13 protein-coding genes and 5 tRNA genes are annotated in these 14169 nt (G+C 70.0%); 13 read left to right on the top strand and 5 right to left on the bottom strand.

The window, feature by feature from the left end; translation table 11 throughout:
• Positions 1–30 precede the first annotated feature (30 nt).
• The 4 genes from AB0D94_RS05935 to AB0D94_RS05920 form a co-directional block, all read right to left on the bottom strand.
• The gene (locus tag AB0D94_RS05935) at positions 31–615 is read right to left on the bottom strand and encodes an ATP/GTP-binding protein (protein ID WP_328927838.1); all 585 of its coding nucleotides are present in this window, start codon (positions 613–615) and stop codon (positions 31–33) included.
• Positions 596–988, bottom strand: coding sequence for a DUF742 domain-containing protein (locus AB0D94_RS05930; protein ID WP_266940920.1), 393 nt, complete (start codon positions 986–988; stop codon positions 596–598). The genes AB0D94_RS05935 and AB0D94_RS05930 overlap by 20 nt, the downstream gene beginning before the upstream one ends.
• 151 nt (positions 989–1139) lie before the next feature.
• Positions 1140–1553, bottom strand: a complete 414-nt coding sequence (locus AB0D94_RS05925) for a roadblock/LC7 domain-containing protein (RefSeq protein WP_150212026.1) — start codon at positions 1551–1553, stop codon at positions 1140–1142.
• Positions 1554–1562: 9 nt separating this feature from the next.
• Entirely contained in the window at positions 1563–5282 is a 3720-nt protein-coding gene (locus tag AB0D94_RS05920; RefSeq protein WP_362046091.1) for a nitrate- and nitrite sensing domain-containing protein, read from the bottom strand.
• Positions 5283–5850: 568 nt separating this feature from the next.
• Here AB0D94_RS05920 and AB0D94_RS05915 point away from each other — a divergent pair.
• From AB0D94_RS05915 to AB0D94_RS05875, 9 genes are all read left to right on the top strand, one after another.
• A complete protein-coding gene (locus AB0D94_RS05915) occupies positions 5851–6045 on the top strand; it encodes a hypothetical protein (RefSeq protein ID WP_362046088.1) in 195 nt (64 codons plus the stop codon).
• A gap of 97 nt (positions 6046–6142) precedes the next feature.
• Complete coding sequence (locus AB0D94_RS05910; RefSeq protein WP_362046085.1) at positions 6143–6937, top strand: fumarylacetoacetate hydrolase family protein; 795 nt, start codon at positions 6143–6145, stop codon at positions 6935–6937.
• Positions 6930–8408: a glutamate--tRNA ligase gene (gltX, locus tag AB0D94_RS05905; protein ID WP_362046082.1), complete on the top strand. Its 1479-nt coding sequence runs from the start codon at positions 6930–6932 to the stop codon at positions 8406–8408. The genes AB0D94_RS05910 and gltX overlap by 8 nt, the downstream gene beginning before the upstream one ends.
• A 134-nt stretch (positions 8409–8542) precedes the next feature.
• Positions 8543–9271: an HAD family hydrolase gene (locus AB0D94_RS05900; RefSeq protein ID WP_362046079.1), complete on the top strand. Its 729-nt coding sequence runs from the start codon at positions 8543–8545 to the stop codon at positions 9269–9271.
• Positions 9272–9358: 87 nt separating this feature from the next.
• A tRNA-Gln gene (locus tag AB0D94_RS05895) sits at positions 9359–9430 on the top strand.
• 27 nt (positions 9431–9457) lie between these two features.
• A tRNA-Glu gene (locus AB0D94_RS05890) sits at positions 9458–9530 on the top strand.
• Between the two features lie 61 nt (positions 9531–9591).
• Positions 9592–9664: transfer RNA gene (locus tag AB0D94_RS05885), tRNA-Glu, on the top strand.
• 24 nt (positions 9665–9688) lie between these two features.
• A tRNA-Gln gene (locus AB0D94_RS05880) sits at positions 9689–9760 on the top strand.
• 23 nt (positions 9761–9783) lie between these two features.
• Positions 9784–9856 (top strand) — tRNA-Glu (locus AB0D94_RS05875).
• A 197-nt stretch (positions 9857–10053) separates the two neighbouring features.
• On the opposite strand, the gene ndgR is transcribed toward AB0D94_RS05875, so the two are convergent.
• On the bottom strand, positions 10054–10770 hold the full coding sequence (gene ndgR / locus AB0D94_RS05870) for an IclR family transcriptional regulator NdgR (protein ID WP_112450208.1): 717 nt from the start codon (positions 10768–10770) through the stop codon (positions 10054–10056).
• 184 nt (positions 10771–10954) lie between these two features.
• Between ndgR and leuC the strand changes: the two genes are divergently transcribed.
• From leuC to AB0D94_RS05850, 4 genes are all read left to right on the top strand, one after another.
• Positions 10955–12379 (top strand): 3-isopropylmalate dehydratase large subunit, encoded by a 1425-nt coding sequence (gene leuC / locus AB0D94_RS05865; protein WP_362046074.1) that lies wholly within the window; start codon positions 10955–10957, stop codon positions 12377–12379.
• Between the two features lie 5 nt (positions 12380–12384).
• Complete coding sequence (leuD, locus tag AB0D94_RS05860) at positions 12385–12978, top strand: 3-isopropylmalate dehydratase small subunit (protein WP_362046071.1); 594 nt, start codon at positions 12385–12387, stop codon at positions 12976–12978.
• Positions 12979–13115: 137 nt separating this feature from the next.
• Positions 13116–13343, top strand: coding sequence for a hypothetical protein (locus AB0D94_RS05855; protein ID WP_030009267.1), 228 nt, complete (start codon positions 13116–13118; stop codon positions 13341–13343).
• 145 nt (positions 13344–13488) lie between these two features.
• Entirely contained in the window at positions 13489–14169 is a 681-nt protein-coding gene (locus AB0D94_RS05850) for an HU family DNA-binding protein (protein WP_362046067.1), read from the top strand.

The raw sequence follows: 14169 nt of genomic DNA, 5'->3' as shown, positions 1-14169 counted from the left end.
CGCCCCTCACGCGCGACAGTTGAAACCGTGTTACTTGAGCCGTGCCATCAGGGCGTGCTCGACGAGCGTGATGAGCGCGCTCTTGGCGTCCGCGCGGTGGCGGGCGTCGGTGGTGATGATGGGGGCGCCGGGGCCGATCTGCAGGGCCTCGCGGACTTCCTCCGGGGTGTACGGCTGGTGTCCCTCGAAGCCGTTGAGGGCCACGACGAACGGCAGGCCGCTGTTCTCGAAGTAGTCGACGGCGGGGAAGCAGTCGGCGAGACGGCGCGTGTCCACGAGCACGATCGCGCCGATCGCACCGCGGACGAGGTCGTCCCACATGAACCAGAAGCGGTCCTGGCCCGGCGTACCGAAGAGGTACAGGATCAGGTCCTGGTCCAGGGTGATGCGGCCGAAGTCCATGGCGACCGTGGTGGTCGTCTTGTCACCGGTGTGGGTCAGGTCGTCGATGCCCGCGCTCGCGGACGTCATCACGGCCTCGGTGCGCAGCGGGTTGATCTCGGAGACCGCGCCGACGAACGTGGTCTTGCCCACGCCGAAGCCGCCCGCCACCACGATCTTCGCGGAGGTGGTGGAGCGGGGAGCCGCTCCACCGCTAGATGTTCCGAAGGCCACTGAGCACCCTTTCGAGCAGCGTTACATCCGGCGTGCCGCCGGCCTCTCCATTGCCCGGCTGGTGGATGGCCACCATTCCGGCCTCGGCCAGGTCGGCGACGAGGATCCGGGCGACACCGAGCGGCATCGACAGCAGTGCGGAGACCTCCGCGACCGACTTGACCTCCCGGCACAGGGTGCAGATGCGCTGGTGCTCAGGGAGGAGGCCGGACAGGTGCATCGGATCGGCCGTGGTGCTGACCAGCGCCTCGATGGCGAGCTGGTAGCGGGGCCGGGTCCGGCCGCCGGTCATCGCGTACGGACGCACCAGCGGCTGGTCGCCATCCGAGTACGAATCTCCGTACGCATCGGGATAGGCGGGGGGCGGGGTCATTGATCCTCCGGGCTGGACAGCAGTGGTCAGCGTGCCGTCTGACGGGGCGGCCGGTGGGGGGACGGTATGACGGCCTGGCGGGGGTACTTGGTTCCGGGGGAGGGGCCCCGGTCTTCCGGCCGGAAGTACCGTCCGGCCGGAAGAGTGGAAGTCAGCTGAGCAGGCTTCCCTGCAGCTCCGCGCGCAGGTCCGGGGTGAGGACGCTGCCCGCTCGGTCCACCAGGAGGGCCATCTCGTAGCCCACGAGGCCGATGTCGCACTCGGGGTGCGCCAGTACGGCCAGCGAGGATCCGTCCGAGACGGACATGAGGAAGAGGAATCCCCGGTCCATCTCGACCACGGTCTGGTTGACGGCGCCGCCCTCGAAGATCCGGGAGGCCCCGGCGGTCAGCGAGGTCAGGCCGGAGGCCACGGCCGCCAGCTGGTCGGCACGGTCACGCGGGAAACCTTCGGACATCGCCAGAAGGAGTCCGTCGGCGGAGACCACCACGGTGTGGGACACCCCTGGGGTGTTGTCCACGAAGTTGGTGATCAACCAGTTCAGGTTCTGTGCCGCCTGGCTCATCGAACTCAACTATCGCTCCTGCTGGTATGTGGGGTCGATGTGGTAACTGCCGGTCGCCGGGCCGCTGTTGCCGGCCTGACGGCCCTGCTGGATACCGCGTCGGAGGTTCGTCAGACGGCCGCGCACGTCGTCGGGCGCACGCGAGACCTGAGGACCGGACTGGGCCTCGGCCTGTTGCTGCGCGGTGCCGGCCACGAGGTTCGCCCGTGGGACCCGGCGGGGCAGCCCCGAAGTCGTGATGCCGCCGGCGGCGGGCTGGCGCACGCGCTCGGCCTGCCGCATCAGCTCGTCGTTGGGCGAGGACCGCCAGCTGACGGTCGGCGTGGTGCCGGTCGCCGCCGAGGCGGGATCCGCGTACTCCTGACCGCGCTGCGGCTGCTGCGGAGCCGGAGCCACCGGAGCGGACTGCTGCGGCTGCTGGCCCTGCGGGGGTACGCCCGTCGACGGTCCCTGCGCGGGGGGCTGCTGCCCCTCCTCGCGGAACCAGTTCGACTCCAGCGTGTCGAAGATCGGGCTGCGGGCGTCGCCGGAGCTCTGCGCCGGGGGCAGGGCCTCCGGACGGTGCGCCTGCGGCAGCCGGGGAGCCTCGGGACGGGCCTGCGGTACGGGTGCGTAGTCGCCGCCGTGCTGCGGGGCCTGAGCCTGCTGCTGCGGGGCCTGGGCCGGCCGGGCGAAGCCGCCGACGCCGGGACCGCCGGGCCGGGGGGCCTGGGTGCCCGGGCGGGCGAACTGCCCGGTCGTGGAGGGATCCGCGGGGCCGCGCAGCTCCGGGCGCTCGAACTGTCCGGTGGCGGACGGGCTCAGGGGGCCCCGTACGTCGGGACGCTCGAACTGCCCGGTCGTGCTGTTGCCGCCGTCCGCCGCGGGCAGCGGGGCGTTGAAGTCGGGGCGGGCGAACTCGGCCGTCGAGCCGGGGCCCGACAGCTCGTCGTGGCCGCGTGCCTGGTCCGTGCCCCAGCTCGGGGTCTGCGGACCCGGGAGCTCGGGACGGGGGGAGCCACCGCGGGGCGGCAGCTGCGGCCGCGGGCCGCGCTGAGCCGGTGCGGCGGGCGGCTGCTGTGCCTGCTGGGCCTGCTGAGGCTGCGGCTGCTGCTGCGGCTGGGGCCGCTCGAAGCCGGTGCCCTGGGGGAATCCGGCGGGACCGGACGCCGGGCGGGCCTGCGGACCACCGGCGGGGCCGCGGCCCGGCAGCGGCGCACCGGCGCCGAACGCGCCCTGGCCCTGCCCCGCGGTGGTCGGACCCGGCTGCTGGCGGGCGCCGGGAGCACCGGGGCCGCCCTGCTGCTGGGGCCGGCCGCTCTGGAGACCCTGCTGGTTCTGCTGGCCCTGCTGCCCCTGCGGACGCTGCTGGCCCGCGGCGGCGCCGTCACGTCCGGGCAGGGCGGCACGCTGGGCGCCACCGGCGACCTGGCCGCGCTGCGGGGCCGCGCCCACGGTCGGACGCGCGCCCGCACCGGGTACGGAGGCCTGTCCACCGGGACCGCCCTGACCGGCGGAGGGACCGCCCGAGGGACCGCCCTGGCCGCCGGGCATCGGGCCCGGCTTCTTGCCGCCCTGGGCCACGTCCACCGGCAGCATGACGAGGGCGGTGGTACCGCCCGAGTCGGAGGGACGCAGCTGGATGCGGATGCCGTGTCGCAGGGACAGGCGGCCGACCACGAACAGGCCCATGCGGCGGGAGACGGAGACGTCCACGGTCGGCGGCGAGGCGAGCCGCTCGTTGATCGCGGCGAGGTCCTCGGGGGAGAGGCCGATACCGGTGTCGTGGATCTCGACGAGCACGCGGCCGTCGGGGAGCGCGTGACCGGTGACCTTGACCTTGGTCTGCGGGGAGGAGAACGAGGTGGCGTTCTCCAGCAGCTCGGCGAGGAGGTGCACGAGGTCGTTGACGACGCGGCCGGCGACGTCGGTGCCGGGCACCGACGACAGTTCGATGCGCTCGTACTGCTCCACCTCGGACGCCGCGGCGCGGAGCACGTCGACGAGCGGGACGGGGCGGGTCCACCGGCGGCCCGGCTCCTCGCCCGCGAGGACGAGGAGGTTTTCGCCGTTACGGCGCATGCGGGTCGCGAGGTGGTCGAGCTTGAAGAGCGAGGACAGCTGGTCCGGGTCGGCCTCGCGCGACTCCAGCTCGGAGATCAGCGAGAGCTGGCGCTGGATGAGGCCCTGCGAGCGGCGCGAGAGGTTGGTGAACATCGCGTTGACGTTGCCCCGCAGGAGGGCCTGCTCGGCGGCGAGGCGGACGGCCTCGCGGTGCACGTCGTCGAAGGCCGCGGCCACCTGGCCGATCTCGTCGCGGGTGTGCACACCGACCGACTCCACGGACGTGTCGACGTCCTGCGGGTCGGACTCGGACAGCTGCTTGACGAGCTCGGGGAGCCGGTCCTGGGCCACGCGCGTCGCGGTGTCCTGCAGGCGGCGCAGCGAGCGGATCATCGAGCGGGCCATGACGAAGGCGCCGACGAGGGAGACACCGAGGACGAGCAGGATCAGGGCACCGTTGATGATGGCGTCCTGCTGGGACTCGTTCTTGAGCTCGCGGGCCTTCTGCTCCATGTCCTCGAGCAGGGTCAGCTCGATGACCTTCATCGCCTGGAGCTTGGTGTCGTCGGCGTCGTACCAGTCCATCCAGGACCGGTTCTTCTCCTTGGTGAACTGCCCCTCGTTGCTCAGTACGCGGCGGGCGTAGTGGTCGGCGCTGCCGATCTCCGTGTTGCCGTCGCCGAGCGCGGCGAGGAGTTCCTCGGGCTTGCCCTGGTAGACGAGTTCGAAGGTCTTCTTCGACTGGCTCTCACCGCGGAGCGCGGAGAGGGCGAACAGGCGGTCGTTCTCCAGCAGCTTGCCCTGCTTCTCGCTGCTGTCGGGGAGGGCGGCGGCGATGATCGCCCGCTGGATGGAGGCGTACTCCTTGGCGGAGGAGAAGGCCGCCAGGGCGCGCGTGCGCTTGATCATCTCCGGGCTGGAGGTGGCCTGCGCCATGTCCTGGGAGAGCGAGAGCAGCGAGACGATCAGGGAGTTGTACTCGGTGACGGTCTGCTGGGCGCCGTTGACGTACGCCTTTTCGCGGATGTCCTTGATGCTGGTGAGCTGGCGGCCGATCTGCAGGACGTTGTTGCGGATCGACTTGAGGGTCTCGTCCTTGTCCTGCGCGCTGTCGACCTTGTCGGTCGCGGCGTTGAACGCCTTGGCCGCGGAGTCGGTCGTCTCGCGGACGCCGTCGACGATGCTGTTGGCCTTGCCGGGGGCCACTGACAGCGGACCCGCGGACTTGTCCCGCTCCTCCTGGAGCGCGGCGGCCAGGTTGGTGGCCTGCCGGGTCATCGTCGTCAGCAGCTGCATGTGCTCCAGCTGGGAGATGTCATTGAGCGAGTCGTTGATGCGGAAGCCACCGAGCGTGGTGGCGGCGACGACAGGCAGGGTCAGCAGCGACACCAGTCGCGTGCTGATGCGCCAGTTCTGCATGGCGAGGCGAGAGCCGGGCCCGCTGGGGGCCTTGGGTATCGCCACGTCCTGCTGCTCGACCGGCCCGGCCTTGGCCTTGGCCTTGACCTTGTCCTTGGCGGACTTCCCGCGGCCCTTCGCCTTCACCGTGGCGGAGGCGTCGGGGCGTGTGCCTTCGACAGCCGGCCCGCGGTTCTGGGCGTGCTGGGGCGAGGAGCCACGGTCGGTCCCGCCGCGCGGCTCCTGCTCCGCCGCAGCGCTGCCATCCCTCTTGAATCGTCCCTGCACTAGCGTCGCAACCTCTGGACCAGGCGTCCCGCCGGGCGACCGGTGGGACGGTGTCGAGTCGTGGGGCACTAACGGCCCCATGGTGGTCGTCGGTGACCGGCGCGTTTCCCTCTCCTTGCCGCCGCGCTCGGCGCTGAGTCGCGCCACCTGCGCGCCGGCTGATTCCCGCGGCGGTCCCGCGAATTCCAGCACAGTGGAGGATCTCCAACAAGGTGCGGGTGTCGGCCCGGAGAGTCGGTTACGGCATGTGACAGATGCGCTACGCGATGTGCTTCCGGTTTCGGGAAAAACCGGACTTACGCCATCCAAACAGCGCTGCTGGCAAGGTGTCCCAGTCGAGATGATCAGGAGCGGAATGGCGCATTCAGTGGCGCAATGTCCGTTTCTGGGGGTGGAATTGACTGTCCGTTATGCCCGCAATGCCTGGTCACTGGTGAGCAAACTCACACAGCCGTGGCCATTACTTCCTGGTTCCGCGGGGGATTCAGATGTTTAGCCTTGCCCCTTAAAGGGTTGGCGCATGCGACAACCGACGCCCATACGACAGACCGAGGGTCCCCAAACTCCGATGAACGCGAAGACGACGCGGCCGCTGTTCCGCAACATAGCCAACCCCCGCCGCACCACCCTCGCCCACCTCAAGGACGCCGAGGAGCTCCAGGCGCCCCTGGCCCCGGAGCACGCCGTCGAGCTGCCGACCCAGACCGCGAACCCGCGCCGCACGATCCTGATGGACGCGCCGGTCGCCGCCGCCGCGCAGTAACCACGGCGCAACGGAACGCGAAGCGTCCCGGCCCGCCGCGTTAGCCTGGGGTCCGCAGACTCCAGCCAGCGGAAATACAGAGGGGCAGACGCAACACGTGCGCATCGCCAGGTTCTCGATCGACGGCAATGTCGCCTTCGGCGCCGTAGAGGGCTCAGCCCCCGACGAACTCGTCCTCGACATCATCAAGGGCATTCCGTTCGCGGACTTCGAGCTCTCCGGTACGAAGGTTCCGCTCAGCAAGGTCCGGCTGCTGCCGCCCGTGCTCCCGAACAAGGTCGTGGCCATCGGCCGCAACTACGCGGAGCACGCGGCGGAGCTGGGCAATGCCATCTTTGACGATCAAGGCCGTCCCGAGGCGCCGATCACCTTCTTCAAGCCCTCCACCTCGGTCGTCGGCTCCGGCGACCCGATCGCGTACCCCTCCTTCTCCCAGGAGGTCCACCACGAGGCGGAGCTCGCCGTGGTGATCGGCCGCATGTGCCGCGAGGTGCCCCGGGAGCGCGTCAAGGACGTCATCCTGGGCTACACCTGCGCCAACGACGTCACCGCGCGCGACGTCCAGCAGCGGGAGAAGCAGTGGGCCCGCGCCAAGGGCTTCGACAGCGCCTGCCCCCTCGGCCCCTGGATCGAGACCGACCTGGACCCGTCCGACCTGACCATCCAGTGCACGGTCAACGGCGAACAGCGCCAGCTCGGCCGCACCAGCCAGATGGTCCGCTCCATCGAGGACCTGGTCGTCCACATCACCGAGGCCATGACGCTGCTCCCGGGCGACGTCATCCTCACGGGGACCCCGGCCGGAGTCGGCCCCCTCAACGTCGGCGACGAGGTCGCCGTCACCATCGAAGGCATCGGCACTCTCACCAACAAGGTGATCAAGCGTGGCTAACGCGAACTCCCCCCGCGTACGTTTCTGTCCCTCCCCGACCGGCAACCCCCACGTGGGCCTGGTCCGCACCGCCCTCTTCAACTGGGCGTTCGCCCGCCACCACGGCGGTACGTTCGTCTTCCGGATCGAGGACACCGACGCGGCCCGGGACTCCGAGGAGTCGTACGAGCAGCTGCTCGACTCGCTGCGCTGGCTCGGCTTCACCTGGGACGAAGGCCCCGAGGTGGGCGGCCCGCACGCCCCGTACCGCCAGTCCGAGCGCATGGACATCTACAAGGACGTTGCGCAGAAGCTCCTGGACGGCGGATACGCGTACCACTGCTACTGCACCACCGAGGAGCTGGACGCCCGCCGCGCCGCCGCCCGCGCCGCCGGCAAGCCCTCCGGCTACGACGGCCACTGCCGCGAGCTGACCCAGGTGCAGCTCGAGGCGTACCAGGGCGAGCACCGCGCCTCGATCGTCCGCTTCCGAATGCCCGACGAGACCATCACCTTCACGGACCTGGTCCGCGGCGAGCTGTCCTTCACCCCCGAGAACGTGCCGGACTTCGGCATCCTCCGGGCCAACGGCGCCCCCCTGTACACGCTGGTCAACCCGGTCGACGACGCGCTGATGGAGATCACCCACGTCCTGCGCGGCGAGGACCTGCTGTCCTCCACCCCCCGCCAGATCGCGCTGTACAAGGCGCTGATCGAGCTGGGCGTGGCCAAGACCACCCCCGCCTTCGGCCACCTGCCGTACGTGATGGGCGAGGGCAACAAGAAGCTCTCCAAGCGCGACCCCGAGGCCTCGCTCAACCTCTACCGCGAGCGAGGCTTCCTCCCCGAGGGCCTGCTGAACTACCTCTCGCTCCTGGGCTGGTCCTTCTCCAAGGACCAGGACGTCTTCTCGATCGAGGACATGGTGTCGAGGTTCGACATCGACGGGGTGAACGCCAACCCGGCGCGCTTCGACCTGAAGAAGGCCGAGTCGATCAACGGCGACCACATCCGCCTGCTCGACCCGAAGGCCTTCGCGGACGCCTGCACCCCGTGGCTCAAGGCCCCGCACGCCAACTGGGAGCCCGAGGACTTCGACCCCGAGGCCTGGGCGGCCATCGCGCCGTACGCCCAGACCCGCGTCACCGTCCTGTCGGACATCACGGCCAACGTCGACTTCCTGTTCCGCAAGGAGCCGGTCGAGGACCAGCCCTCCTGGGACAAGGCCATGAAGGGCGACCCGGCGGCCCTCCTGACGACCGCGCGCGAGAACCTCGCCGCCGCCGACTGGAACGACCCCGAGTCCCTCAAGCAGGCCGTCCTGACCGCCGGCGAGGCCCACGGCCTCAAGCTCGGCAAGGCCCAGGCCCCGGTGCGCGTGGCCGTCACCGGCCGCACCGTCGGCCTGCCGCTCTTCGAGTCCCTCCAGATCCTGGGCCAGGAGAAGTCCCTGGCCCGCATCGACGCGGCCCTGGCCAAGCTCGCCGCGTAGCTCGTTCCGTAGGCCCCGCAGGGGGCGGCGGCCGGATCCCCGGCCGCCGCCCCCTGCGGCGTTCCCGGCCCCGGTACCGGCCGGTACGGGTATTCGCACTCCCGGCGCCGCCGGGTCCGGGTAACGTCGGCCTCATGCCGATCCGCGCCGTGCTGTGGGACATCGACGACACCCTCTTCGACTACACGGGGGCCGATGCCGCCGGGCTCGCGCGGCAGCTGGACGCGGAGCACCTGCGGGAGCGGTACGGAACCCCCGAGCGGGCGCTCGCCGTCTGGCGGGAGATCACCGACCGGCACTGGGAGCGTTTCGCGGCCGGTGAGGTCACCTTCCAGGGACAGCGCCGGGACCGGGTGCGGGACTTCCTGGAGGCGCCGGGGATGACCGACGCCGAGGCCGAGCTCTGGTTCGGCCGCTACGTCGAGCACTACCAGGCCGCCTGGGCCCTCTTCCCCGACGTGCTGCCCGTACTGGACGCCCTCGCGGCCACGTACCGGCACGGGGTGCTCTCCAACTCCAGCCTGGCCAACCAGGACCCCAAGCTGCGCCACCTCGGGCTGCGGGAGCGCTTCGAGGTGCTCGTGTGCGCCGCCGAGCTGGGCGTCAGCAAGCCCGCCGCGGAGGCCTTCCTCGCCGCGTGCGAGGCGCTCGCGCTGCCGCCCGGAGAGGTGGCGTACGTGGGGGACCAGCCGGAGATCGACGCGCGCGGCGCCCGGGATGCCGGGCTGGTGGCGGTCTGGCTCGACCGCGACGGGGGCCGCGGGCCGGGGCCCGACGGCGTCCACCGGATCACCGGGCTCGAACACCTGCCGCAGCTGCTGGCCGGGGATACCCGTTTTGGAGCACGGTCAGGCATCCGGTAATGTTCTTTCTGCGCCGCCGGAGCGGGCCGAAAGGCCGGACGGAGGCGCCACCAAAAAAGGAAAGCCCCTCAGGGGGTTGACTTTTGGTGGGGTATAGTGTAATTGGCAACACGAGGGTTTCTGGTTCCCTTATTCTAGGTTCGAGTCCTGGTACCCCAGCGCAGTGCAGCAGTAACGCAGTGCTTTGCCCCCGTTGTGTAGCGGCCTAGCACGCCGCCCTCTCAAGGCGGTAGCGCCGGTTCGAATCCGGTCGGGGGTACAGATCCTTCCCGCGAGATCTCCAGGGTCGCACCCGGACGTCTTGATGCAGGATCGCTAGGGCCCCCGTTGTGTAGCGGCCTAGCACGCCGCCCTCTCAAGGCGGTAGCGCCGGTTCGAATCCGGTCGGGGGTACTGTTGGTCTGGTCTAGACCACTTTGGGCTATAGTGTAATTGGCAACACGAGGGTTTCTGGTTCCCTTATTCTAGGTTCGAGTCCTGGTAGCCCAGCGCAGTAACAGCAGCACCAGCTAGCCCCCGTTGTGTAGCGGCCTAGCACGCCGCCCTCTCAAGGCGGTAGCGCCGGTTCGAATCCGGTCGGGGGTACGCATCGAAGAGGCCCTCCGCGATCATCGCGGAGGGCCTCTTCGCCGTTTCCGGCCGCCCCCCGTCACCTGCCACCCGTCACCGGTCCCCAGGTACAAGTACGGGCCCGGCGGCGCGTGTTCGGACGTGTGCGGCGTCGTACGCGCCCCCGGGCCCGGGGGTGGAAAAGGGAAGGGGTCAGCAGACCGGGGAGGGGCTCAGCTGGAGCGGCGCAGCGCCTCCGTGAGGCGTGCGGCCGCGTCGATCACGGCCTGCGCGTGCATCCGGCCCGGGTGCCGGGTCAGGCGCTCGATCGGCCCGGAGACCGACACGGAGGCCACCACGCGGTTCGAGGGCCCGCGCACCGGCGCCGAGACGGAGGCCACGCCGGGCTCCCGCTCACCGATCGACTGCGCCCAGCCGCGGCGCCGTACGCCCGAGAGCGCCGTCGCCGTGAAGCGCGCGCCCTGGAGGCCGCGGTGGAGCCGCTCGGGCTCCTCCCAGGCCATCAGGATCTGCGCGGCCGAGCCGGCCTTCATCGGGAGCGTCGAGCCCACCGGGACGGTGTCCCGCAGGCCCGACAGCCGCTCCGCGGCGGCCACGCAGATGCGCATGTCTCCCTGACGGCGGTAGAGCTGCGCGCTCTCGCCCGTCACGTCACGGAGGTGGGTGAGTACCGGTCCCGCCGTGGCCAGCAGGCGGTCCTCGCCGGCCGCGGCGGCGAGCTCCGCCAGCCGCGGACCGAGGATGAACCGGCCCTGCATGTCCCTCGCCACCATCCGGTGGTGTTCCAGTGCCACGGCAAGGCGATGTGCCGTGGGTCGTGCGAGCCCTGTCGCCGCGACCAGCCCGGCGAGGGTGGCCGGACCGGACTCCAGTGCGCTCAGTACCAGAGCTGCCTTGTCGAGAACGCCGACGCCGCTAGAGTTGTCCATGAAACGATATTCACGTCTCACACTGTGAAACGCAAGTTCAATTTTTCCAAGAACCAGCGAGTCTGTATGTGCGGGTCCACGAACCACTGGGTCCGAGCCGTCGTCCGGTACGTGGGGTACGGGCGATCAGGCGCACCAGATCTCTATGAAGCGCCGGCACAACCGGCCGGCCGGAGGGAAAGCGATGGGTAGGACACTCGCGGAGAAGGTCTGGGACGACCATGTCGTCCGGCGCGCCGAAGGCGAGCCCGACCTCCTCTTCATCGATCTGCACCTGCTGCACGAGGTGACCAGCCCGCAGGCCTTCGAGGGTCTGCGCCAGGCCGGCCGCAAGGTCCGACGCCTCGACCTCACCATCGCGACCGAGGACCACAACACCCCCACCATCGACATCGACAAGCCGATCGCCGACCCGGTCTCCCGGGCCCAGCTGGAGACGCTGCGGGCGAACTGCGCCGAGTTCGGCGTACGCCTGCACTCGCTGGGCGACGTGGAGCAGGGCGTCGTCCACGTCGTGGGGCCGCAGCTGGGCCTGACCCAGCCCGGCACCACCGTGGTCTGCGGCGACTCGCACACCTCCACGCACGGCGCCTTCGGCGCGCTGGCCTTCGGCATCGGCACCAGCCAGGTCGAGCACGTGCTGGCCACCCAGACGCTGCCGCTGGCCCGCCCGAAGACGATGGCGATCACCGTCACCGGCGCGCTGGCCGAGGGCGTCACCGCCAAGGACCTGATCCTGGCGATCATCGCCAAGATCGGCACCGGCGGCGGCCAGGGCTACATCCTGGAGTACCGCGGCGAGGCCATCGAGAAGCTGTCGATGGAAGCCCGCATGACCATCTGCAACATGTCGATCGAGGCCGGCGCCCGGGCGGGCATGATCGCCCCCGACCAGACCACCTTCGACTACCTGAAGGGCCGCGACCACGCCCCCGAGGGCGCGGACTGGGACGCGGCGGTCGCCTACTGGCAGACCCTGCGCACCGACGAGGACGCGGTCTTCGACGCCGAGGTCGTCATCGACGGGACCACGCTGTCCCCGTTCGTCACGTGGGGCACCAACCCGGGCCAGGGTGCACCGCTGTCGGCCAGCGTCCCCGACCCGGCTTCGTACGAGGACGCTTCGGAGCGCCACGCCGCCGAAAAGGCCCTGGAATACATGGGGTTGACCGCCGGGCAGCCGCTGCGCGACATCAAGGTCGACACCGTCTTCGTAGGTTCCTGCACCAACGGCCGCATCGAGGACCTGCGCGCCGTCGCCGGGATCATCGAAGGCCGCAAAGTCGCCGACGGCGTACGGATGCTGGTCGTCCCCGGCTCGGTCCGGGTGGCCCTCCAGGCCGTGGAAGAGGGCCTGGACAAGGTCTTCAAGGAGGCCGGCGCCGAATGGCGGCACGCGGGCTGTTCGATGTGCCTGGGAATGAACCCCGACCAACTGGCGCCCGGTGAGCGCTCCGCGTCCACTTCCAACCGCAACTTCGAGGGCCGGCAGGGCAAGGGCGGACGTACCCACCTGGTCTCCCCGCAGGTGGCCGCCGCCACCGCGGTACTGGGCCACCTGGCCTCTCCCGCCGACCTGTCCGACGCCACCGCGACCGCCGGAGTCTGAGAACCATGGAAGCCTTCACCACCCACACCGGCCGGGCCGTACCGCTGCGCCGCAGCAACGTCGACACCGACCAGATCATCCCGGCCCACTGGCTGAAGAAGATCACCCGCGACGGGTTCGAGGACGGGCTCTTCGAGGCCTGGCGCAAGGACCCGGAGTTCATCACGAACCGTCCGGAGCGCGCCGGCGCCACCGTGCTGGTCGCCGGCCCCGACTTCGGTACCGGTTCCTCGCGCGAGCACGCCGTCTGGGCCCTGCAGAACTTCGGCTTCAAGACGGTCATCTCCTCCCGCTTCGCCGACATCTTCCGCGGGAACTCGCTGAAGAACGGCCTGCTGACCGTCGTCCTGCCGCAGGAGACCGTCGAGCGGCTGTGGCAGCTGACCGAGGCCGACCCGACCGCGGAGATCACCGTCGACCTGGTCGACCGCCAGGTGCGAGCGGAAGGCGTGGAAGCGGAGTTCGAACTCGACGACAACGCCCGCTGGCGGCTGCTGGAGGGGCTGGACGACATCTCACTCACCCTTCAGAACGAAGCGGACATCGCGACCTACGAAAGCGCGCGCCCGGGCTTCAAGCCGCGCACGATTAGGGCCTGATTCCGGCCTGATCAGCGCTTATTCGCCTTCGGGTGATCACATAGGCAACACTGTGCCCCCCGCCTTCCGGCGGGGGGCACAGGCGTTTGTTGAGGCCCCGTGAGGCGACAACTCGCCCCAGATGGCACAATCTGTGCATGGAACGCGACAGTCAACTCGAGCTCTACGAACTCGTCGCGGACCGGTTGAAAGAAGCACACACACGGGTGCGCTCACTGCAAGTCCCGGAGGGCGTAAGGATGGCGCTGTCCCGGAAGCTGTTGGTCGTCACAGCCGCGGCGAAGCACGATCTCGCCGATGCGGCAAGGCGCCTGGACAGGTTGATGAAGGACCTCGACGAGGGTCGATTCCCTGAAGGCGACTGATGCGAAGGAACTCCGTAACGGCCTCCAGCGTTGCGGCACTAGGGTGATTAGCCCGTTTCGTGTTTGATTTGCGGTATATATCCGCCTAACGTGCGAAATAAGCTTGAACACATTCGTTCTGGCGAAGTCTCCGAAGGGGAAGACGTTGAACAAGGCGCAGCTCGTAGAAGCGATTGCCGACAAGCTGGGCGGCCGCCAGCAGGCCGCGGACGCTGTCGACGCGGTACTGGACGCGATCGTCCGCGCTACCGTCGCGGGCGACCGGGTCTCGGTCACGGGCTTCGGCTCGTTCGAGAAGGTCGACCGCCCGGCCCGTTACGCCCGCAACCCGCAGACGGGTGAGCGCGTCCGGGTCAAGAAGACCTCGGTGCCCCGCTTCCGTGCGGGCCAGGGCTTCAAGGACCTGGTCAGCGGCACCAAGAAGCTGCCCAAGGGCGGCGAGGTGTCCGTGAAGAAGGCACCCAAGGGCAGCCTCACCGGTGGCGCTTCCGCGACGGTCAAGAAGGCCGCCGCCAAGAAGGCCACCACCGCCAAGAAGGCGGCGGCGAAGACCGCGGTCGCCAAGAAGGTCACGGCCAAGAAGACCACCGCCACCGCCAAGAAGGCCGCGGTGAAGAGCACCGCCACCGCAAAGAAGGCGACGGCGACGGCGAAGAAGGCCACGGCCACCGCCAAGAAGGCCACTCCCGCGGCGAAGAAGACCACCGCCACCGCGAAGAAGACCGCCCCGGCGGCCAAGAAGGCCACCGCCGCGACGAAGGCGCCCGCCAAGAAGACGGCGACGCGCAAGGCCACCGCGAAGAAGACCACCGCCCGCAAGAAGTAG

Origin of the sequence: Streptomyces sp. NPDC048255 (genome assembly GCF_040652415.1) — a bacterium.
In the GTDB taxonomy this organism is placed as follows: domain Bacteria; phylum Actinomycetota; class Actinomycetes; order Streptomycetales; family Streptomycetaceae; genus Streptomyces.
This window is presented reverse-complemented; position numbering and strand designations above follow the sequence as displayed.